The following is a 22,363-nucleotide window of genomic DNA, read 5'->3' on the forward strand; positions in this document are numbered from 1 at the left end:
AGGATATGCCACGTATTCCAGTCATAAATACCAGCCACCTCGATCGTATAGATGAATTACTTGTAGACGATTTTGAAAGTGGTGAATTTAAACTTCATCGTTCTGTATTTACAGATCAAGCCCTGTTTGACCTAGAGATGAAATACATCTTTGAAGGCAACTGGGTGTACTTGGCACACGAAAGCCAAATTCCAAATAATAACGATTTCTACACCACCTATATTGGCCGTCAGCCGATCATCATTGCGCGTAACCGCCAAGGTGAACTGAATGCCATGATCAATGCTTGCTCACACCGCGGCGCACAGCTTTGCCGTCATAAAAAAGGCAACAAAGCAACTTACACTTGCCCTTTCCACGGCTGGACATTTAACAACTCAGGAAAATTGCTGAAAGTCAAAGATCCATCTGAAGCAGGTTATTCAGACTGTTTTAACCAAGATGGTTCGCATGACTTAAAGAAAGTTGCACGCTTTGAAAGTTATAAAGGTTTCCTATTTGGCAGCTTAAACCCTGATGTGCCTTCACTAGAAGAGTACTTAGGTGAAACCAGCAAGATTATCGACATGATCGTCGGCCAATCCGAACAAGGCCTTGAAGTGCTGCGCGGTTCATCAACTTATACCTATGAAGGCAACTGGAAACTGACTGCCGAAAATGGCGCAGATGGTTACCACGTGTCTGCGGTGCATTGGAACTATGCAGCAACCACACAGCACCGTAAAGAAGCGCAAGCAGCCGATAACATTCGTGCCATGAGCGCAGGCTCTTGGGGTAAACAAGGCGGTGGCTCGTATGGCTTTGAACATGGCCACATGTTGCTTTGGACACAATGGGCAAACCCAGAAGACCGTCCAAACTATGTTAAAGCTGAAGAATATACCGAGAAATTTGGCGCACCGATGTCGAAATGGATGATCGAGCGTTCACGTAATCTTTGTTTATATCCAAACGTGTATTTGATGGATCAGTTTGGTTCACAAATCCGAGTGTTGCGTCCAATTTCAGTCAATAAAACTGAAGTGACGATTTACTGTATTGCCCCTGTGGGTGAAGCGCCAGATGCACGTGCACGCCGTATCCGTCAGTATGAAGATTTCTTCAATGCCTCAGGCATGGCAACACCAGATGATCTAGAAGAATTCCGTGCCTGCCAAGCCGGCTATGCAGGCATTGAACTGGAATGGAACGATATGTGCCGCGGTTCAAAACATTGGATTCAAGGCCCAGATGAAGCCGCCAATGAAATTGGACTCAAACCAATCCTCAGCGGTATTAAAACTGAAGATGAAGGTTTGTATCTTGCACAGCATCAATATTGGTTAAAAATGATGAAGCATGCCATTCAAGCGGAAAAGGAATTGGCAGAAATTGAAGCTTCTGCAATGGGAGAAAGCGCATGAATGCAGCCGTTCAACAAGATGCGATCACGCTCGAAACTATTGCACAATTTCTCTACCGAGAAGCACGCTTTTTAGATGATGAACAATGGGACGATTGGATCGAGTGCTATGCCCCATCGGCCTCATTTTGGATGCCAGCTTGGGACGACGACGACAAATTAACGACCGACCCTCAGTCTGAAATTTCATTAATTTACTACCCTGACCGTCAAGGTTTAGAAGACCGCGTTTTTCGAATTAAGACTGAACGCTCATCAGCAACCATGCCTGATACCCGTACCAGTCACCACATTAATAATATCGAAGTCATTGAGCGTGATGGCACTAAAGTCACTGTGCGTTTTAACTGGAACACCTTGAGTTTCCGTTACAAAACCAATTACAGCTACTTTGGCATGTCACGTTATGAAATCGACTTTTCAGCAGAACAGCCGCAAATCTTAAGTAAATACGTGGTGCTGAAAAATGATTACATCAATCAAGTCATCGATATCTATCACCTCTAAGTATAGACAGCAATGTCACCTTTCAGCCAGAAGGATATTTGGCTGAAAGGTCTCAGTTACACCGATTTTTAAAAGGATATTCAGCCATGTCAAACCACAATGTTGCACTTCAATTTGAAGATGGCGTTACGCGTTTTATTTCAGTTGCACAAGGTGAAACGCTTTCTGATGCTGCTTACCGTCAAAAAATTAACATTCCGCTAGATTGCCGTGATGGCGCATGTGGTACTTGCCGTGCATTCTGTGAATCGGGCAGCTTTGATATGCCTGAAGAAACCTATATTGAAGATGCCCTTACACCTGAAGAAGCGGCTGAAGGTTATATCTTGGCTTGCCAATGTAAACCGACTTCTGATGCAGTTTTCCAAATTCAAGCCACTTCAGATGTCTGTAAAACTGAAATTAAAGCCTTACAAGGTACATTGGTCAGTGTAGACAACCTATCTGACTCGACCATTACATTTGATATTCAACTCGATGAAGGTCAGCCTGATATCAACTTCCTTGCGGGCCAATATGTCAATGTCGGCATTCCTGGAACGACTGAAACACGCTCTTATTCTTTTAGCTCAAAACCGGGCAACCGTCTGACAAGTTTTGTGGTACGTAACGTGCCGAACGGCAAGATGAGTGACTTTTTAAGCGTCAATGCCAAAGCGGGCGACAAAATGACTTTTACCGGCCCTTTTGGCAGTTTTTACTTACGTAATGTGGCACGCCCTGTATTGATGCTTGCAGGCGGCACAGGTATTGCCCCGTTTATGTCCATGCTGCAAGTTTTAGAAGAAAAAGGCGCAGAACACCCTGTTCGTTTGGTCTTTGGTGTGACCAATGACTTCGATCTTGTTGCCATAGAAAAACTCAATGCCTTAAAAGCAAAGTTCAATTGGTTTGACTACCGCACGGTAGTGGCAAGCCCTGAATCTAAGCATGAACGCAAAGGCTATGTGACCAACCATATTGAAAACGAATGGTTAAATGCGGGTGATGTTGATGTCTACCTATGTGGCCCTGTGCCAATGGTAGAAGCTGTACGTGGTTGGTTAGATGGTGAAAACATTAAACCTGCTAGTTTCTTATTTGAAAAATTCTCTGCGAACTAAGCATCTGACTACGTTAGACATATAGAGGTAGAGACATAAATGAACCATAACAACCGTTTTGAAAATAAAGTGGTCATTGTGACCGGTGCAGCACAAGGTATTGGACGCGGTGTGGCTTTACAAGTTGCAAGTGAAGGCGCTCAAGTTGTATTGGCCGATCTTTCTGACTATGTGGAAGAAACACTGGCTGAAATTGAAGCGCATGATGGCGATGCCATTATTGTTAAAGCCAATCTTGAGACTTTTGCAGGTGCAGAATTCGTCGTAGCCCAAGCCATTGCAACCTATGGCCGTGTAGATGTGCTGATCAATAACGTAGGCGGTGCAATTTGGATGAAACCATTTCAGGAGTTTTCTGAAGATGAAATCATCAAAGAAGTGAACCGTTCACTGTTTCCAACAATGTGGTGCTGCCGTGCGGTATTACCTGAAATGATCGAAAATCAGCGCGGTACGATTGTCAATGTGTCGTCTATTGCGACACGTGGAATTAACCGTGTGCCCTATTCTGCGTCCAAAGGTGGCGTAAATGGCTTAACGGCTGCACTTGCTTTTGAACATGCTCAAGATGGTATCCGAGTGAATGCTGTGGCAACTGGCGGTACAGAAGCGCCGCCACGTAAAGTCCCACGCAATGCCAATCCATTATCGGATGATGAAAAGCAATGGATGCAGCAAGTGGTTGATCAAACCATTGACCGTACTTTCCTCGGGCGGTACGGCACGATTCAAGAGCAAGTGAATGCGATCTTATTTTTAGCATCCGATGAATCATCTTATATGACCGGAACTGTCGTTCCAGTAGGCGGCGGTGATCAGGGCTAAAGCTGATCGATTTCAGGATCATTTTTGAAAGCATGGAGGCAACAACAATGGCGACCCTGTTGAAAACATTAAAAGAAGATTGGTCACTTTCAGCAACTGTTGCAGGATTTTTAGCTGTGCTGATTTCCTATTCAGGGCCATTAATTATCTTCTTTCAAGCTGCACAGAAAGCAGATGTTGCACCTGAGATGATGATCTCATGGATCTGGGGTATTTCTATTGGTGCAGCAGTTGCAGGTATTTTTTTATCCATCAAATACAAAGTACCTGTGATTACTGCTTGGTCTGCACCCGGCACGGCACTTTTAGTCACGCTTTTTCCCAATATTAGCTTGAATGAAGCCGTCGCTGCCTACATTACGGCAGCAATTGTGATCTTAATTATTGGATTAACAGGTTATTTCGACAAACTTTTAAAATGGATTCCGCAATCCATCGCTGCAGGCATGATGGCAGGTATTTTATTTCAGTTTGGACTTGGTCTGTTTAATGCCACCGACAGTATGCCCTTGATTGTATTTGGCATGCTGTTGGTTTTTTTAGTGTCAAAACGACTCAACCCGCGCTATAGCATGCTTTGGGTACTCGTGACAGGCGTAGTCCTCAGTTTAATCTTTGGCAAAATGAACCCTGTCGACATCCACTTCAGTTTAGCCATTCCGCAGTGTATTAGCCCTGAGTGGACACTCAACAGCTTACTTAATTTAGCCCTTCCCCTGATTTTAGTCAGCCTTTCAGGCCAATTTTTACCAGGCATGGCCATGATGAAACTCAGCGGTTATGACACACCTGCCAAACCCATTATTACCGTGACCAGCTTAGCGTCATTAGCTGTCGCATGTGTCGGCGCAATCACCATAGTTCTCGCATCCATCACTGCTGCTTTATGCATGGGTAAAGATGCACATGAACTTAAAGACAAACGCTACATCGCAGGAATTGCCAACGGCATTTTTTACATCTTCGGTGGTCTCTTTGCTGGAAGCATTGTTTTGCTCTTTAGCTTATTACCTAAAGAACTCGTTGCAGCCCTTGCAGGTCTAGCGCTTTTAGGCGCAATTGCCACCAATGTATCCGTGGCGATGAAAGATGAAAGTCAAAGAGATGCGGCGCTAATTACATTTTTAGCAACAGCTTCAGGCATGCATTTTATGGGGCTGAGTTCAGTTTTTTGGGGGATTTGTATCGGGATTATTGCGCATTTGCTTTTAAGTAAACCGAGTACAAAAATAGCCTCTCAAACAGCTATGACAGGCTCAACAGATTCTAAAACTTTATAGTATAGGTACGTATATGATCGATAAAAGTCAGACTTCATTAACTGAAGTACTTTCACAAATCAAAAATGGCTCAACCATTATGATTGGCGGTTTTGGTACGGCAGGACAGCCAGCAGAACTGATCGATGGCCTGATCGAACTGGGCATTAAAGACTTAGTGATTGTAAATAATAATGCAGGTAATGGTGATTACGGCCTTGCCAAATTGCTTAAAGCCGGTGCTGTACGCAAAATTATTTGTTCTTTCCCCCGTCAATCTGACTCTTGGGTTTTTGATGAATTATACCGTGCCGGAAAAATTGAGCTTGAGCTGGTTCCTCAAGGTAACCTTGCCTGTCGTATACAAGCTGCAGGTATGGGACTTGGGCCAATTTATACACCTACAGGTTTTGGGACTTTACTTGCCGAAGCTAAACCTATGCTGAACTATGAAGGCAAAGATTATGTGCTAGAAAATCCAATTAAAGCCGATTTTGCACTGATTAAAGCCTCTCAAGGTGACCGTTGGGGTAATTTGGTTTATCGCAAATCTGCTCGCAATTTTGGCCCAATTATGGCAATGGCCGCGGATATTACCATTGCCCAAGTTTCTGAAGTGGTTGAACTTGGTGCTTTAGACCCCGAGCACATTATTACCCCAGGCATTTTTGTACAGCACGTTGTTGCTGTCACACCTGCACAGTAATTGGAGATTTTTATATGAGCTATACCAAATTAACTCGCGACCAAATTGCTGAACGTGTGGCGCAAGATATCCCTGACGGTGCTTATGTGAACTTAGGCATTGGCCTCCCGACCAAAATTGCCAACTACTTGCCTTCAGATAAGGACGTATTTTTACATTCAGAAAATGGTTTATTGGCCTTTGGTGAAAAGCCCGAGGTTGGACAAGAAGACCCTGAACTGATTAATGCAGGCAAAGAATTTGTCACGATGCTGACAGGTGGTGCATTTTTCCATCATGGTGACTCATTTGCCATGATGCGTGGCGGTCACTTAGACATCGCAGTTTTAGGAGCATTCCAAGTTGCACAAAATGGCGATCTTGCCAATTGGCACACTGGTGCACCTGATGCGATTCCTGCTGTAGGTGGTGCAATGGACTTAGCTGTAGGCGCAAAAAAAGTCTTTATTACGACCGATCATGTCACTAAAAAAGGTGAACCAAAGATTGTTGCAGAACTGAATTACCCAGCGACAGGCTTGAAGTGTGTAGACCGAATTTATACTGATTTATGTGTGATTGATGTGACTTCAGAAGGCATGAAAGTTCTTGAAAAAGTTGAAGGTCTTTCTTTTGAAGAATTACAGTCACTAACAGGTGCGAAGCTAATTGATGCGACTGCTTAAAGCAAAATATTCCCTCTTTTTTAAAGGGGGGATTTAGGGAGGATTAATAATAAAAATTAACTTCCTGTAAATCCCTCCCAACCTCCCTTTTACAAAGGGAGGAGCTGTGTTTCTAGGATTTAAAAAATGAAAAATGCCTATATTATTGATGCTATTCGTACACCTTTCGGCCGCTATGCAGGTGGTTTAGCACCAATTCGTGCAGATGATCTCGGTGCTTTGCCAATCAAAGCCATTATGGAACGCAACCCAACTGTAAATTGGGAAAAAGTAGATGACATTATCTTTGGCTGTGCCAACCAAGCCGGTGAAGATAACCGTAATGTCGGCCGTATGTCTGCGCTACTTGCAGGCGTCCCTTACCAAGTCCCTGCTACCACAGTAAACCGCCTTTGTGGGTCATCTCTTGATGCAGTAGCTATGGCTGCACGTGCGATTAAATCGGGTGAAGTAGATCTGATTATTGCTGGCGGTGTAGAGTCAATGTCACGCGCGCCTTTAGTTATGGGTAAATCTGAAGCAGCCTATGGTCGTACTCAAAAAATTGAAGACACCACTATGGGTTGGCGCTTTATCAACCCTAAACTCAAAGAAATGTATGGTGTCGAAACCATGCCACAAACGGCAGAAAATGTCGCCGAGCAATTTAAGATCAATCGTGAAGATCAAGACAAATTCGCATTGAATAGTCAACTACGCACTGCAGCAGCCCAAGCACGTGGTTTTTTTGCCAATGAAATTATTCCCGTACACATCGCTCAGCGTAAAGGCGAGCCTGTTGTAATTGATACGGATGAACACCCTCGCGCATCAACCACACTTGAAGCTTTAACAAAACTTAAACCTGTGGTGAAAGCAGATGGAACAGTGACTGCAGGTAATGCATCTGGCATTAATGATGGTGCCGCCGCTCTACTCATTGCATCTGATGAAGCCGTTACACGCTATGGTTTAAAACCACGTGCCAAAGTGATTGCTGCAACAGTAGTTGGGGTTGAACCTCGGATTATGGGCTTTGGCCCTGCACCTGCGATTAAAAAGCTGCTTTCGCAAACTGGCTTAACACTTGCACAAATGGATGTAATTGAACTGAATGAAGCTTTTGCAGCCCAAGCACTTGCAGTGACACGTGACTTAGGACTTGCTGATGATGATGCTCGCGTCAACCCGAATGGTGGTGCGATCGCCATTGGACATCCACTCGGTGCATCAGGCGCACGTTTAGTTACCACTGCTTTGAATCAACTCGAAGCAATCAACGGGAAATTCGCACTTTGTTCGATGTGTATTGGTGTCGGTCAAGGGATTGCTTTGATCATAGAAAAAATTTAACTAATTTAAAATCCACTCCCTGTATCAAGGGAGTTTGGGAGGGATTCAATGCCAACATTCAATTCAAATGATGCTCAGATTAACTATCAAACTTTTGGCAATAATACAAAGCCAACCTTGATATTTTCAAACTCATTAGGCACCAATTTTTCGATGTGGAAACCGCAAGTTGATGTGCTGAAAAAACTATTTTATATCATTTGTTATGACACCCGTGGTCATGGTGAATCAACTGCACCCAAAGGCCCATATACATTGGCGCAACTCGGCCAAGATGTTATTCACTTGATGGATCATCTCTCCATTAAAACGGCATCATTTTGCGGTATTTCTATGGGTGGGCTTACAGGCCAATGGTTAGCCATCCATCATCCTGAACGTTTTAATCATGTGATTGTATGTAATACGGCAGCCAAAATTGGGCAAGAACACGCATGGACTGAACGCGCAAAACTCGTGCGTGAACAAGGCCTAGAACCGATAGCCAGTACAGCTGCATCGCGCTGGTTTAGTGAACCCTTTATCCAAAGTAACACAGCAGTGATTGCAAAACTTTCTAACGACTTAGGTGCTGGCAGCCCTGAAGGTTATGCAAGCTGTTGTGAAGCTTTGGCTAAAGCGGATCTAACGACAGAGATTTCACAAATACGAATCCCACTTTTAGTCATCGCGGGTACGCTCGACCCCGTAACAACTGTTGCAGATGGACAATATTTAGTGAATCAAATTCGTAGTAGCGCACTATTTGAAATTGAAGCTTCACATATTTCAAATATTGAACAAGCACAGATCTTTACTCAAACAATTTCAGAATTTTTAGAGCAAAGTTAAATACAAGTTCATCTAAACACAATTTAAAATGCCTGCTTAAAACAGGCATTTTTTTTAATAAAAAATTAGATCAGAAAGTATTAAATGCGTTGTAGCTCATTAACAGATGTACCACTTTGTGCCAACCATTTTGCACGGCGTTTAAACAGTTTAGGTGCAGCTATATTTACGTCATCAATCAATTTTTGTAAATCTGCATTCAATAACTGGCCATTTTTAACCAATGTTTGCCCTGCTACCATCGTCATGACAACATCTTGACCTTGTACAGCATGAACCAAATTGTGATGTAGGTTAAATAATTGACCTCCTTTAATCAGTGGCGTCATACGTGGTGTTGCCGTATTTACCACAATCATATCTGCCTGTTTTCCCGTCTCTAAAGAGCCAATTTTGTCTTGCATACCTAAGGCTTTCGCTCCTAAAGAAGTGGCCATTTTGCACACAGACCATGCGTCTAAAGATGCCGCATTTAAATTGGAGAATTTTGCCAATAAAGACGCTGTTTTCATTTCTTCAAACATGTCTAAATTATTATTCTCTTTTTCACCGTCTGTGCCTAAGCCCACGGCCAAACCTTTGGCCAGCATTTGCGTAATAGGTGCCGCACCAGAAGCCAACTTCATGTTTGAAATTGGATTATGTGCCACACCTACACGGTAATTTTTTAAAATATCTATTTCTGTCGCATCTGTCCAAACACAGTGTGCAAGTAAGCACTTAGGTACATCAAATAAGCCTAACTGCTCCAGAGTTTGGATCGGGCGCACACCATAACGCTTCAAATTTTCTTGCACATCAAACTGACTTTCATTGCTATGGGTATGAAATCCCGTTTGATAATCCTGACAGAGCTTTTGTATGCGATCTAATGCTGGTTCTTGTGCATAAAATAAATGCTCTAGCCCCACCCACACCTCTATGCGACCTTGTGCGCTTTGGTGCCAACGATTGAGTAAAGCCTCATTACTTTTGAGCGTTTCAAAGTAGTTGTGGTCAGGGTGCTCTGCCACATAAGGCACCAATACCGCACGAATGCCAAGTTCTTTAGCTGCTTCAGCACTACCATCCATAAAACGCCACATATCAACTATTGTGGTCGTACCCGACAGAAGTGCCTCTGCATAACACAAGTAAGAGGCTATTTTGGCATCTTCAGGCAGAAGTACGCGGTGCATTGGATCAATAAACTGTTGCAACCAATCCCATACAGCCAAGCCTTCTGCAGTCCCTCGCAAAAAACCAGAGTGACAATGTGTATTCACTAAACCAGGCATAAGTAAGCCATTTGCATAATGTTCAACTGTTACGTCTGGATACTGCGCTTGAAGTTTTGCTAATGTCCCAACTTGCTGAATGATTTGACCATCGATGAGCACTGCCCCTTGTTCAATACAGTCTAATTGTTCATTCATGGTCAGAACATAATCTGCACTGATAATTTTCATTCGTATCTCTATTGTTATATCTGTGGGAGTTATGGCGTAAATGTCTTACCTAATGATGCAGGTAAGTTCATTTTCAATAATTTTTTGTCACGTGAAATTATGACAAGCACGACAATCGTAGCCACATAAGGCAATGCAGAAAGCAGCTCATTTGGCACTTTTAAACCCAATGCTTGCGCATGAAATTGTAAAATTGTGACGCCACCAAATAGGTATGCACCCAACATAAGACGTGTAGGTTTCCATGTCGCAAATACGACTAGGGCAATTGCAATCCAACCACGTCCTGCCACCATGTTTTCAATCCACATTGGTGTATATACCGTTGATAAAAACGCACCGCCAACTCCTGCCATTGCACCACCAAACAACACGGCACAATAACGAATGGCCAAGACGTTATAACCCATTGCATGTGCACTTTCTGGTGACTCACCCACTGCTTTTAATAGCAAGCCTAAACGAGTTTTTGCCAATACCCACCAAATCACGGCAAAGGCCAAAATCGACAAATAAACCACATAGTTTTGTTGAAATAGCACAGGGCCTATAAATGGAATATCTGCTAATCCAGGAATATTCATATTTTGTAAGCCGGGTAAAGCCATGCTCACGTAGTTTTGACCAATAAATGCCGAAATACCAATCCCAAAAATGGTCAGTGCCAAGCCACAAGCCGACTGGTTTGTACTTAAGGACAGGGTAAAAAATGCGAAGATGAGTGACATAAACATGCCCGCCAAAGCCCCAACCAATAAGGCACTGGCAACGCTTGCTTCATAGTGCGCAGCAAATGCAAAACCTGCGATTGCACCTACTAACATCATGCCTTCTACACCAAGGTTAATTACCCCTGTACGCTCAGCAACTAATTCACCTAAACCTGCAAAAATCAGAGGTGTTGCAGCTGCAATCGTTCCCGCTAAAATCGCGGTCATTTCAATACTCATGATTTATTCCTTTTGATTTAAGCCACGCCAGCATTTGGTACGGGTGCAGTTTTCTTTTTGGCAAAACGGTAGCGCTTTTCAATTAGCACATCCGACGCCAATAAGAAAAAGAGTAATAAGCCTTGGAAAATACCGGTAATTGCGACAGACAGTTGTAATTGCATTTGTGCCATTTCACCTCCAAGGTAAAGTAGTGCCATCAATAGCCCTGCAAGTACAATTCCGATCGGGTTTAAACGGCCTAAATACGCCACAATAATGGCTGCATAGCCATAACCTGGGGAAATATTTGGATTTAACTGACCAATTGGGCCTGCAACTTCACAAATACCTGCAATACCTGCCATCAGTCCAGAGATCCCTAAACTTAACCACACGGCTTTTTTAGATGAAAACCCTGCATATTGTGCAGCCAAAGGCGCCTGACCACTGACTTCAAGTTTGTAAGCCGTCATGCTTTTTTTAATAAAAAACCAAAATACAATCACGGCTAAAAGCGTTAAAAAGATAGAGACATTGACACGTGTGCCTTCCACAATAAAAGGCAAAGTGGCACTTTCACCAAACATCACAGACTGTGGAAAGTTCATGCCATCTGGGTCACGCCATGGTCCATTCACCAAATACAATAAAACAAACAAAGCCACGTAATTCATCATGAGCGTAGTCAATGTTTCTTCTGCATTAAAATGTGTTTTTAAAAATGCAGGAATGAGCCCCCAAAATGCACCACCAATCGCACCCATCACAATCATGAGGGGTAAAATCCACCAGCCCATTTGGTCATGAAATAAAATGGCAATACCACCACCAAAAATGGCGCCCATGGTGAGCTGTCCTTCGGCACCAATATTGAAGAGCTTGGCGCGAAAGCCAATGGCAAGGCCGAGCGCAATTAATATGAGCGGGCTGGCTTTAATCACCAATTCACTTAAGCTATAGAGCGAAGTTAAAGGCTCAATAAAAAAGATATACAACGCTTTAGCGGGGTCTACCCCCAAAATAAAAAACAACAAACTTCCAACAACCAGCATGGCAATGAGTGCGATGAGTGGTGACAACCATCTCATCAGTTGTGAGGGCTTTTCCCTCGGTTTTAATAAATACATGGATTCACCTCTATGCCTTGCTAAGCATGTAATTCTGGCTGTTTGCCATCATGTACATCGGATTGTTCTGATGCAATGCCCGACATGAGCAAGCCAATTTGTTCCGCATTTGTGCTTGTAGTTGCTTGTGGCGCCGAAAGCTTGCCTGAAGCAAGCACACAAATTTGGTCACTAATTTCGAATAACTCTTCCAATTCTTCTGAAATCACTAAAATAGCCACGCCAGTGCGCGACAGATCGATTAAAGTTTGTCGAATAAACATGGATGCACCAACATCTACGCCCCAAGTTGGCTGAGAAATAATTAAAAAATTGGGTTGTTGTAAAATTTCACGACCGACAATAAATTTTTGTAAATTACCACCAGACAGTGATCGTGCTTCTGCATGTGCACCAGCAGCCTTGACGCCAAATTTTTGAATACAATGCTCTGCAAATGCTTTAGTTTTCGAAAAATTAATAAAGTTAAAACGCGTCAACCCATGACGAAATGCCGTGAGTAAAGCATTTTCCGCTAAGGTCATCGCAGGGACTGCACCTCGGCCTAAACGCTCTTCTGGAACAAAGCCCAAGCCTAAATCACGGCGCTCACCCGCATTTAATTTGGTAATATTTTGACCCTTTAGCCATATCTCACCTTGCTCAGAAAATGATTCGCCAGAAAGCAAAGCCAAAAGCTCAGCCTGACCATTGCCCGATATTCCCGCAATCCCCATGATTTCGCCTGCTTGAATATTCAGGTTAATTCCAGCTAAAGACACGCCAAAAGGATCATCAGAAGTTTTGGATAAATTAGAAACCTCAAAGCAAGTAACTTTCTTACCTTCATAATCAGCATGTACATAGGTCGGCAATTCACGCCCAATCATCAGTTTGGCTAAATCACTGGTCGAGTTATTTTCGGGTAAAACATGACCTGTCACTTGACCATTTTGGAGAATGGTCGCTTCGTCACAAAGTTCTTTAATTTCATGTAACTTATGACTGATATAAAGAATAGATACACCTTGAGATGCTAAGAGTTTTAGCGTTTTAAATAACTGCTGTACGGCTTGTGGTGTCAGGACAGAAGTTGGTTCATCCAAAATAATTAACGATGGGTTTTGCAGTAGGCATCGGATAATTTCTACACGTTGTCGCTCACCTACAGATAAAGAATGGACTTCACGTCTTGGATCTACAGGTAGGCCATATTGCTTGGAAACCTCTAGAATTTTTTGATGTAGGTCGTCCAAATCAATTTTATCGTCCAGACCTAACAAAATATTTTGTGCAACGGTTAAGGTTTCAAACAAAGAAAAATGTTGATAGACCATGCCAATACCTAGCTTACGGGCCATCGATGGATTATCAATTTTTACTTCTTTACCATTCCAAATGATTTGCCCTTGATCAGCTTTGGTCGCACCATAAATAATCTTCATCAAGGTACTTTTTCCAGCACCATTTTCACCCAATATTGCGTGAATATGTCCTGCTTGTACTTTCAAGTTAATGTTGTCATTGGCTTTCAATGAATTGTAATTTTTACAAATATTGAGGAGCTCAAGACGAGGAATGGCTGTACTTGGTGCTCGATTTAGTTTTATGTCAGGTTCATGTTGAAATGCATTCATACCTCAAGCTCTCATTTTTAAAATCTAGGGTGTATGGCTTGAGCCTAGATACTGCGTATCTAGGCTAAATTCGGCTTTATTTAGGTAGAGCGCCTTCTACACCTTTAACATAAAAGTTCATTTTGCCAAGTTCAGCATCAGTCATAGACTTACCTTTAGCCACGACTAGACTGCCATCTTGTTTATAAATAGGGCCTGTAAATGGGTGCAATGTGCCTTTCTGAATCGCACTTTGTACGTTAAGCGCTTTTTGTTTTACATTGGCTGGGACAAAAGGTGCAAAGTTTTCAATTTTTACAGCATCTTGTTTTACGCCATACCAAATTGCGCTCGGTTTCCATGTTTTATTCGCCACTTGTTGCATGACAGGCGTATAAATTTTTTCCCAATGTAAAACCGATGCTGCCAGTTGCGCTTTGGCACCAAATTTACTCATGTCCGAATCCCAACCAAAGGCATAAACACCTTTTTGTTCGGCAGCTTGCACCACCGCTGGTGAATCTGTGTTTTGCATGAGTACATCTGCATTTTGCGCAATGAGCGCCAAAGCGGCATCACGCTCTTTACCAGGATTAAACCAAGAGTTCACCCAAATCACTTTGGTTTTAATTTTTGGATTGACACTTTGAGCACCTAAGGTATAGGCATTAATGTTGCGTACCACTTCTGGAATTGGGAAAGACCCCACTACGCCTAGGGTATTCTTTTTAGTTTGTTGACCGGCAACCACACCTAACATATAGGCACCTTCATAGGTACGTACGTCATATACCCCTAAATTTTTGCCTTGCTTATAGCCAGTTGCATGCATAAATACAGTATTAGGAAATTGTTTCGCCACTTTCTCCATTTGGTTCATATAACCAAAGGACGTCCCAAAAATCACTTTATTCCCTTGCTGTGCCAAATTTCGAATAACACGTTCTGCATCAGCAGTTTCAGGAACATTTTCAATATGAGAGGTTTTATATTTTCCAGCCAATGCTTTTTCAGCTTTAATACGGCCTTGGTCATGTGAATATGTCCAGCCATGATCACTGGTTGGACCAATATAAACAAAGGCTGCTTTATCCGTAGCATTGGCAGCAGTAATAAACGAAGTCCCCAAAAGCGTCGCTGTACTGAGTGTTAGAACGATTTTTTTTAACTGTGTTTTAAAGCTATATTCTTTTGGCATGAAGCTGCTCCTACTCATTAAATGCATTTCTAAATTGATGTAATTACAAGGCATTAGAAATATAAAAATTGAACATCGGTTTAAATGTCTGTGTTCACTTTCTGTTAATTAGCAAGTTCCATTCCAAAGTTAATAAAAATTAGAACATAGACACTTTGTTCGATTTTTTAGAACGCATATATGAATTTTTAAACAATAAATACAATGACTTATGATTTTATAGACAATGTAATTTGTGAGTTTTTCGTATCCATTTCAAAACACTTTTTTTAAATTTTAACGATTAAAACAAAAGTGCATTTTTTTAGCGCTAGTGCTTTTTTGTATGCACCCAAAATAAAAAAAGCCCTGTACCATCAATCGTACGGGGCTGTTTTTAAAAATTTTTAGTTAGATTTGTTCTAGTATTTTCTGTTCATCTTGGCTTAAGTCATAAGCTTTCATATACATTTCTTCCATGTGTTCACCTGCCGTACATGGGCGGTATCGATATACCTCGCCATCATTCAATGTGCCGGGTAGCGCATTAATCGCAGTCATATAATTTGGCCCATAAAAAAATGGAATTGAATAACGAGACTGCCCACCAGCATATACATTACGCACCCGATGTGGATTAGATTTAAATAAATCATTACTCCAACGCGGAATAAGATCTCCTAAATTCACCACAAATGTTCCATCAATGGGCGGTGCTGTCACCCATGTGCCATCAGGTAAACATACTTCTAAACCACCACAACTGTCTTGCGCTAAAATGGTAATTGAACCCCAATCTGTATGTGCCCCCACACCATAACTATCAATATCAGCATCTGCAGGATGTGGCGGATAACGGAGCATTTTTAGCGTGATCATTGGATCATGATAGCTTTCATCAAAATAATGCTCATCTAAATTTAATGCTAAGGCCAAAAGTTGCATAATGCGTTTGGCTAATTCGCTTAGTGCCTGAATATATTCCTGACAATGTTGCTCCATTTCTGGCACTTCGGCATGTGGCCATTGGTTAATTCCATAACCTTGATAATGTGCCAAAACGTAGGGATGATCACTGGCATAATTTTTCCCGCAGTAAAATCCTTCCTTAAGATCAGGTTTACCACTGTAATCGGACTTTTGCGCAGCGAATTGTTCGAATCCCAAATGACTAGCATTTAAACTTTGGTCATATTTCAGTTTTGTAGCTAAGGGTAAATCGAATATTTTTTGACAGAGTACAAATTGGCGCTGAATAATTTCAGCAGAAATGCCATGATTTTTAACATAAAAAAAACCGGAATGCGTGGCTGCTTCACGTAGTAAAGCGACAACTGCATGGGCCTGATTTGAATCAGATACAAGCGCTTCACTCAAATCTAAAACTGGAATACTGGTCATGTTTTTATTACCTGTAAAAATCAATGTGCGCTTGGAACAGCGCACAAAACAATATTGAAATTACGCCCGAATAGCTGATCTATTTGTTTTATTTAGGAAATGTTCCTTCTACACCTTTAACGTAATAATTGGTTTTCGCTAAATCTGCATCTGTTAAAGACTTCCCTTTTGCAATCAACAAACTGCCATCTTGCTTATAGATTGGGCCACTAAATGGATGTAATGTCCCTTTTGCAATCGCATCGCGTACAGCCAAAGCTTTAGCTTTCATTTCAGGTGTGGTATTTGGGCCAAAGTTTTCAATATTCACAGCGCCTTGTTGAGCACCATATTTTATAGCACTACTTTTCCATTTATTTGCGAGTACATCTTTCATCACAGGCTCATAAATTTTTTCCCAATGTAGTACTGCGGCTGCCAAGTGTGCTTTAGGGCCAAACTTAGTCATATCGGAATTCCAGCCAAAGGCATACACGCCTTTTTGCTCTGCCGCTTGGACCACTGCAGGCGAGTCCGTATTTTGCATGAGTACATCTGCTTTTTGAGCAATCAGTGCCAAAGCAGCTTCTCGCTCCTTACCAGGGTTAAACCACGTATTGGCCCAAATCACTTTGGTTTTTACTTTCGGGTTTACGCTTTGTGCACCTAAAGTATAGGCATTAATATTACGTACAACCTCAGGAATAGGAAAAGAAGCCACCACACCAATGGTATTGGTTTTGGTTTTTTGCCCAGCCACTACGCCTAACATATAAGCGCCTTCATAGGTACGTGTTTCATACACACCTAAGTTTTTGCCCTGCTTATAGCCCGTTGCATGCATAAATACAGTATTTGGAAATTGCTTTTCGACTTTTTCCATCGCATTCATATAGCCAAAGGAAGTACCAAAAATAATTTTATTGCCTTTTTGTGCCAAATTTCGAATCACACGTTCTGCATCTGCAGTTTCAGGTACATTTTCGATATAACTGGTTTGGTATTTACCCGCCAAGGCTTTGTCTGCTTTTATACGTCCTTGTTCATGTGAATAAGACCAGCCATGATCACTGGTTGGACCTAAATAAACAAAAGCTGCTTGCTCTTTGGCTTGGGTTAAACTCGAAATGCCAATAGCTAAAATAGTTAAAGCCCCCACAAACACTTTCTTGTTAAATTGCATACAGACCACCCTCACCTTTTATGATTGATCACTTGATTTTTGACTTTCTAGACATTTTTTAAATATGCAATTAGCATTCCAAATACAATTAGGTTTGATTATTTTATTAAAATATTAAAAGTTACCAATAAAATAATTTAGTTCTATTATATTTAAGTGATTAAAACCCATTAAAAATATGAATAATATAAAATTAAAATAAACCTATTTAACGATTTGACCAAAATTCAGCTTGTACTTGTATTATTTCTGGCTCTAATTCTTCCATAGGACCAATCAATTCAATGTCTTTTTGACCATGTGCAAATACATAAGATGCAGGAATGCTCAGGGTTGGATTTTCATGATGATTTCCAGTGCATGCCAAAAGTTTTTCTTCAGTCATGGCAAAAACCACACGCCCAATATTGGCCCAATAAATGGTTCCTGCACACATACAGCACGGTTCTACGCTGGTGTACAAAGTACAATTCCATAAATATTCAGCTGTATAATTAGTGCTGGCGATACGTGCTAAAGTTGATTCCGCATGATTAACACTGTCAATATTACACTGAGTGAAAAGCACCGTTTCGTGATCTGGCGCAACCAATACTGCACCAAATGGGTGATGCCCTAAAGATATTGCACGCTCAGCGACATCATTAGAAAGTTTTAAAAAATTAATCATCTGTTCATGAGTCGGTTTATTCATCAAAATGACCCCAAATAAATATATTTAAATTTAATAAATAATCAAAAATACTGTCTAAAAATAAAAAAGCACTTTTAAATAAAAGTGCTTCATATAATCAAATTAAACAGTATATCGTTTACTCAATCCCCATTCGGCTAATATACGGCGATATGTTGTCGATGAGCGATCAGCTTCAAAATGCGCCTCCATACTAATGTCAAGCGGAAGCTCCTCAGGTTTTTGACTTTCAACCATGTCTTGATCTTCAGCAAAAATCTGTGCATTAAAGTCATATACCGCTTGCAAGTCGCCTGTGGTGTCAAAATTACGTGTAAGTGGTACAAATAATCGGGTTTGATTATGTGAAACAGGACAGCAAGCATTTAAAATTTTCAAAATGCCATCATTTGGAAAATACACCGTCAACGTTGCTGAAAATGGCGGATAGACATCAAATTCACGCGTCCATAAAAAGTCTTCTGGCGCTAAATGTTGCATCCCATGCGGATAATTGCTGACATCAGAAATATAGATGCTTTTCAGTCCATAATCAGTTCGCTCAGTGTGATATTTGGGTACAACAGGATTATCACGCGTAGCAAAAGCTTCATGATGCACCCATGCAAAATGCGCTACATCAATAAAACCTTCTAATTGACGGCCACTTGAACCTGCAATATCAACATAAGGCGGCAAAATAGCTTGATGATCGGCATCATCCCAAGTTTCAAGAATTGGAAAATTGGCTTCGCTTTCATTTCGGCTAAATAAACTGGTCCAAATCAGGCCATATTTTTCTACAACTGGAAATTTCGTTAAGCTAAAACGATCTGATATTTTCGTTAGTTCTGGTTGCGCAGGAATTTTGCTACATTTACCATCGGTGTTATAGCGTAAGCCATGATATGGGCAAACAATCTCTTCACCTTCAACCCAGCCTTTACTGAGCGGTACACCACGATGTGGACAAATATTTCGTACCAGATGAATTTGACCACTTTCGGTTTTGTATAAGGCCATTTTCACATCAAGCAAAATAACTTGTTGAGGCTCAATCGTGACATCTTGAACACGTGCAACAGGATACCAGTGCTGTGCCAAAATATTCCAATCCGATGCTTCAAATTGGCTACATTGCGGTTGGCTAAATAAATTGAGGACTGGAATAGCGTTCATAATAGACTCACGAATAGCATTAATTTTGCAGAAATTCTGATGTAAAACGAAACATACTGACTTCTGCCTGATGCTTTTAAATTAATGTTTTTATTAATTTTCTGTCTATTAGAATGTTTCTAACATTTTGTTCTAATAATTAGAACATCTGAGTATTCACTTCATTTTCTGCAACATTGCTTCAGATACATTTTTAGCTGTGAAAAAAATTGCTCATTCCAAATAATAAGTTGTTCTATTTTTGACAAATTTGAATGGCTGGTACAAAAATTGTATGCATGCACGTCATAATGATTTGTGTATGGTTACTTTATGACAACGCTTTGGATTAAAAACCCCATGGCTATTTTTACCGCCAATGATCAAGATGCACGTGGCGGTCTGCTTATTTCAAACGGTAAGATAACTGAACTGGTTGCGCTTGGACAAAGCCCTAAACAACCTTATGACACTTTTTTTGATGCATCACAGTTGGTAATTACTCCGGGTTTAATTAACAGCCATCATCATTTTTATCAAACCCTAACACGTGCTTGGGCACCCGTGGTCAACGCGCCACTTTTCCCTTGGTTAACCACTTTATACCCAGTGTGGGCCAAGCTAAATCCTGAACAACTCCATTTAGCCACTCAAATTGCCCTTTCAGAGCTTTTGCTTTCTGGCTGTACATTTGCAGCTGATCATCATTATTTATTTCCACAGCAATTAACAGATGCCATAGACATACAAGTCACTGCCGCTAAAGAAATTGGCCTTCGCGTGATGCTCACGCGCGGTTCAATGAGTTTAGGTCAAGATGCAGGTGGTTTACCACCACAACATACTGTGCAAGATATTGATATTATTTTAAAAGACTCAGAACGCTTGGTGAAAAAGTATCATCAGCGTAGCCCTGATGCGATGGTGAATATTGCGCTGGCACCGTGTTCGCCTTTTTCAGTCACGCAAGACATAATGAAAGAAAGTGCCCAATTAGCACAGAATTTAGATGTCCGCTTACATACGCACTTGGCTGAAACCATAGATGAAGAAAATTTCTGCTTAAATATGTTTGGCATGCGCACGGTAGATTATTTGGAAAGCGTCGGTTGGCTGAGTGATCGTACTTGGTTAGCACATGGCATTCATTTTAATGCTGATGAAATACGGCGTTTAGGACAAGCCAAAGTAGGCATTTGTCATTGCCCACATTCCAATATGCGTCTTGCTTCTGGTATTTGCCCAACCATGGACTTATTAGACGCTGGTAGCCCAATTGGTTTAGGCGTAGATGGCTCGGCGTCGGGTGATGCGTCTAATTTAATCCTTGAAACACGCCAAGCAATGTATTTACAGCGCCTCAAATATGGTGCAGAAAATATCACACCTGAGCTTGCATTGAGCTGGGCAACCACAGGTTCCGCACAGCTTCTTGGTCGTGAGCAACATTTAGGGCAATTACAAGTAGGCTTTCAGGCGGACTTAGCCTGCTATGCATTGAATGATGTGAAATTTTCAGGTGCACATGATCCAATCGCTGCTTTGCTACTGTGTGGTGCAGACCGTGCTGAACATGTCATGGTAAACGGTGAATGGGTCGTCAAAGACCAAAGCTTAGTCAATGTTAATATTGATGAACTGCAAGCTAAACACCGCGTTGCTGCCAAAGCCTTACTGGCAGCATGATCAAAAAGACCGAAGTCATGTGCTTCGGTCTAAATTTTAATTCTAGCGATACTTTTAAAGCCCATATATTCCAAGAATAAATGAGAAAATATTAAGCTGCAGGATGATTGAGTTGATCAATGATACCTTGTGCAGCCAATTCATTTAATTCAGCTTCAGTTCTAAATTGGGACAAAATTTCTGTCGTGTGCTGTCCTAACTGTGGTGGTGCATGACGGTATTCCACTGGTGTATCAGATAATTTCATCGGTGATCCAATCACTTTAAAATCATGATTTAAAGCATGTGGAATATTTACCACCATTTGACGATGTTGAATTTGCGGTTCATTTAATGCATCTTCTACAGAGTTGATTACACCCACTGGCACTTTTACCGCATGAATCGCATCAACCCAAACTTGAGCATCTTGAGTGAGAAAATAAGCACTCAATAATGGAATTAATTCTTCACGGTGCTTCACTCGATCTTGATTACGTAAATAGTTCGGCTGATCTAGCAGTTCTGTATAGCCAATCGCAATACACAAGTCTTTAAATTGTTTGTCATTACCACAGGCAATAATAAATTCCTTATCTTTGGCTTTAAAAGTTTGATACGGCACAATATTCGGGTGATTATTTCCCATACGCTTAGGTGCTTTACCTGAGGTCAAATAGTTCATACCTTGATTGGCTAAAGCTGCCACCTGTACATCGAGTAAAGACATATCAATATATTGACCGCGTCCAGTATGCTGCCGCGCCAACAATGCCGCCTGAATGGCAATGGTTGAGTACAATCCCGTTTGAATATCGACCACAGCGACCCCCACCTTTTGTGCTCCACCCATCACATCATCTGCTTCACCAGTAATACTCATCAAGCCAGACATGCCTTGAATAATAAAGTCATAGCCTGGTTCTTCCGCACGTGGACCATCCTGACCAAAACCTGTAATTGAGCAATATACGATATTTGGATTTAGCGCACTGAGCGATGCATAATCCAAACCATATTTGGCAAGTGAGCCTGCTTTGTAGTTTTCAATCACGACATCTGCCGTTTGGGCAATTTCACGGACTAAGGCTTGCCCTTCTTCACTGGCAATATCAATGGCTACAGAATATTTATTACGGTTCGCACATTGGTAATAGCCTGATTCTTTCGTTACTTGACCTTGCTGATTAGGCATCCAAGGTGGTCCCCACATACGGGTATCATCCCCGACTTTAGGACGCTCAATTTTGATTACCTCTGCACCTAAATCAGCCAATATTTGACCGCACCAAGGACCCGCCAAAACACGGCTTAAGTCCAATACTCGAATTCCTTTTAATGCACCCATAGTTCACTCCAGATGTGCCATAGTATTGAGCTATGGCACAGATCTTT

Annotated in this window: 20 protein-coding genes; 10 read left to right on the forward strand and 10 right to left on the reverse strand. The window is 41.6% G+C overall.

What is annotated here, in order from left to right:
* Positions 1–5: 5 nt before the first annotated feature.
* The 9 genes from benA (at position 6) to pcaD (ending at position 8,630) form a co-directional block, all read left to right on the forward strand.
* The gene (gene benA, locus DYI81_RS09020; protein ID WP_117007367.1) at positions 6–1,403 is read left to right on the forward strand and encodes a benzoate 1,2-dioxygenase large subunit; all 1,398 of its coding nucleotides are present in this window, start codon (positions 6–8) and stop codon (positions 1,401–1,403) included.
* Positions 1,400–1,909 (forward strand): benzoate 1,2-dioxygenase small subunit, encoded by a 510-nt coding sequence (gene benB, locus DYI81_RS09025; RefSeq protein WP_106984378.1) that lies wholly within the window; start codon positions 1,400–1,402, stop codon positions 1,907–1,909. Before benA ends, benB begins: the two co-directional genes overlap by 4 nt.
* An 86-nt stretch (positions 1,910–1,995) precedes the next feature.
* Entirely contained in the window at positions 1,996–3,012 is a 1,017-nt protein-coding gene (gene benC, locus DYI81_RS09030) for a benzoate 1,2-dioxygenase electron transfer component BenC (RefSeq protein ID WP_106984379.1), read from the forward strand.
* A gap of 39 nt (positions 3,013–3,051) precedes the next feature.
* A complete protein-coding gene (gene benD, locus DYI81_RS09035; protein ID WP_117007368.1) occupies positions 3,052–3,837 on the forward strand; it encodes a benzoate diol dehydrogenase BenD in 786 nt (261 codons plus the stop codon).
* Positions 3,838–3,884: 47 nt separating this feature from the next.
* On the forward strand, positions 3,885–5,117 hold the full coding sequence (gene benE / locus DYI81_RS09040; protein ID WP_117007369.1) for a benzoate/H(+) symporter BenE: 1,233 nt from the start codon (positions 3,885–3,887) through the stop codon (positions 5,115–5,117).
* Positions 5,118–5,130: 13 nt separating this feature from the next.
* Positions 5,131–5,802, forward strand: a complete 672-nt coding sequence (locus DYI81_RS09045) for a 3-oxoacid CoA-transferase subunit A (protein WP_106984381.1) — start codon at positions 5,131–5,133, stop codon at positions 5,800–5,802.
* 14 nt (positions 5,803–5,816) lie between these two features.
* Positions 5,817–6,467 (forward strand): 3-oxoacid CoA-transferase subunit B, encoded by a 651-nt coding sequence (locus DYI81_RS09050; RefSeq protein WP_106984382.1) that lies wholly within the window; start codon positions 5,817–5,819, stop codon positions 6,465–6,467.
* A 126-nt stretch (positions 6,468–6,593) separates the two neighbouring features.
* Positions 6,594–7,799: a 3-oxoadipyl-CoA thiolase gene (gene pcaF, locus DYI81_RS09055; protein ID WP_106984383.1), complete on the forward strand. Its 1,206-nt coding sequence runs from the start codon at positions 6,594–6,596 to the stop codon at positions 7,797–7,799.
* A gap of 48 nt (positions 7,800–7,847) precedes the next feature.
* Positions 7,848–8,630, forward strand: coding sequence for a 3-oxoadipate enol-lactonase (gene pcaD / locus DYI81_RS09060; RefSeq protein ID WP_106984384.1), 783 nt, complete (start codon positions 7,848–7,850; stop codon positions 8,628–8,630).
* A gap of 80 nt (positions 8,631–8,710) precedes the next feature.
* Here pcaD and DYI81_RS09065 read toward each other — a convergent pair whose 3' ends face one another.
* The 9 genes from DYI81_RS09065 to DYI81_RS09105 form a co-directional block, all read right to left on the reverse strand.
* On the reverse strand, positions 8,711–10,078 hold the full coding sequence (locus DYI81_RS09065) for an amidohydrolase (protein ID WP_106984385.1): 1,368 nt from the start codon (positions 10,076–10,078) through the stop codon (positions 8,711–8,713).
* A 29-nt stretch (positions 10,079–10,107) separates the two neighbouring features.
* Positions 10,108–11,028: an ABC transporter permease gene (locus DYI81_RS09070; protein WP_106984386.1), complete on the reverse strand. Its 921-nt coding sequence runs from the start codon at positions 11,026–11,028 to the stop codon at positions 10,108–10,110.
* Positions 11,029–11,045: 17 nt separating this feature from the next.
* Complete coding sequence (locus DYI81_RS09075; protein WP_106984387.1) at positions 11,046–12,137, reverse strand: ABC transporter permease; 1,092 nt, start codon at positions 12,135–12,137, stop codon at positions 11,046–11,048.
* A gap of 20 nt (positions 12,138–12,157) precedes the next feature.
* Positions 12,158–13,753 carry an ABC transporter ATP-binding protein gene (locus DYI81_RS09080; protein WP_106984388.1) on the reverse strand — a complete coding sequence of 532 codons (1,596 nt, stop codon included), beginning with the start codon at positions 13,751–13,753 and terminating at the stop codon, positions 12,158–12,160.
* A 76-nt stretch (positions 13,754–13,829) separates the two neighbouring features.
* Positions 13,830–14,930, reverse strand: a complete 1,101-nt coding sequence (locus DYI81_RS09085; RefSeq protein ID WP_106984389.1) for a BMP family ABC transporter substrate-binding protein — start codon at positions 14,928–14,930, stop codon at positions 13,830–13,832.
* A 390-nt stretch (positions 14,931–15,320) separates the two neighbouring features.
* On the reverse strand, positions 15,321–16,310 hold the full coding sequence (locus tag DYI81_RS09090; RefSeq protein WP_106984390.1) for a 2-oxoglutarate and iron-dependent oxygenase domain-containing protein: 990 nt from the start codon (positions 16,308–16,310) through the stop codon (positions 15,321–15,323).
* An 88-nt stretch (positions 16,311–16,398) separates the two neighbouring features.
* Positions 16,399–17,472, reverse strand: a complete 1,074-nt coding sequence (locus DYI81_RS09095) for a BMP family ABC transporter substrate-binding protein (RefSeq protein WP_117007370.1) — start codon at positions 17,470–17,472, stop codon at positions 16,399–16,401.
* A gap of 208 nt (positions 17,473–17,680) precedes the next feature.
* On the reverse strand, positions 17,681–18,166 hold the full coding sequence (locus DYI81_RS09100) for a nucleoside deaminase (protein ID WP_106984392.1): 486 nt from the start codon (positions 18,164–18,166) through the stop codon (positions 17,681–17,683).
* 102 nt (positions 18,167–18,268) lie between these two features.
* The gene (locus DYI81_RS09105; RefSeq protein ID WP_106984393.1) at positions 18,269–19,324 is read right to left on the reverse strand and encodes an aromatic ring-hydroxylating dioxygenase subunit alpha; all 1,056 of its coding nucleotides are present in this window, start codon (positions 19,322–19,324) and stop codon (positions 18,269–18,271) included.
* 312 nt (positions 19,325–19,636) lie between these two features.
* Here DYI81_RS09105 and DYI81_RS09110 point away from each other — a divergent pair, with 312 nt between their 5' ends.
* On the forward strand, positions 19,637–20,989 hold the full coding sequence (locus DYI81_RS09110; RefSeq protein WP_117007371.1) for an 8-oxoguanine deaminase: 1,353 nt from the start codon (positions 19,637–19,639) through the stop codon (positions 20,987–20,989).
* A gap of 91 nt (positions 20,990–21,080) precedes the next feature.
* On the opposite strand, the gene DYI81_RS09115 is transcribed toward DYI81_RS09110, so the two are convergent.
* A complete protein-coding gene (locus DYI81_RS09115) occupies positions 21,081–22,316 on the reverse strand; it encodes a CaiB/BaiF CoA-transferase family protein (RefSeq protein ID WP_117007372.1) in 1,236 nt (411 codons plus the stop codon).
* Positions 22,317–22,363: the final 47 nt, after the last annotated feature.

This window comes from Acinetobacter sp. SWAC5, assembly GCF_003419885.1.
Taxonomy (GTDB): Bacteria; Pseudomonadota; Gammaproteobacteria; order Pseudomonadales; family Moraxellaceae; genus Acinetobacter; species Acinetobacter cumulans.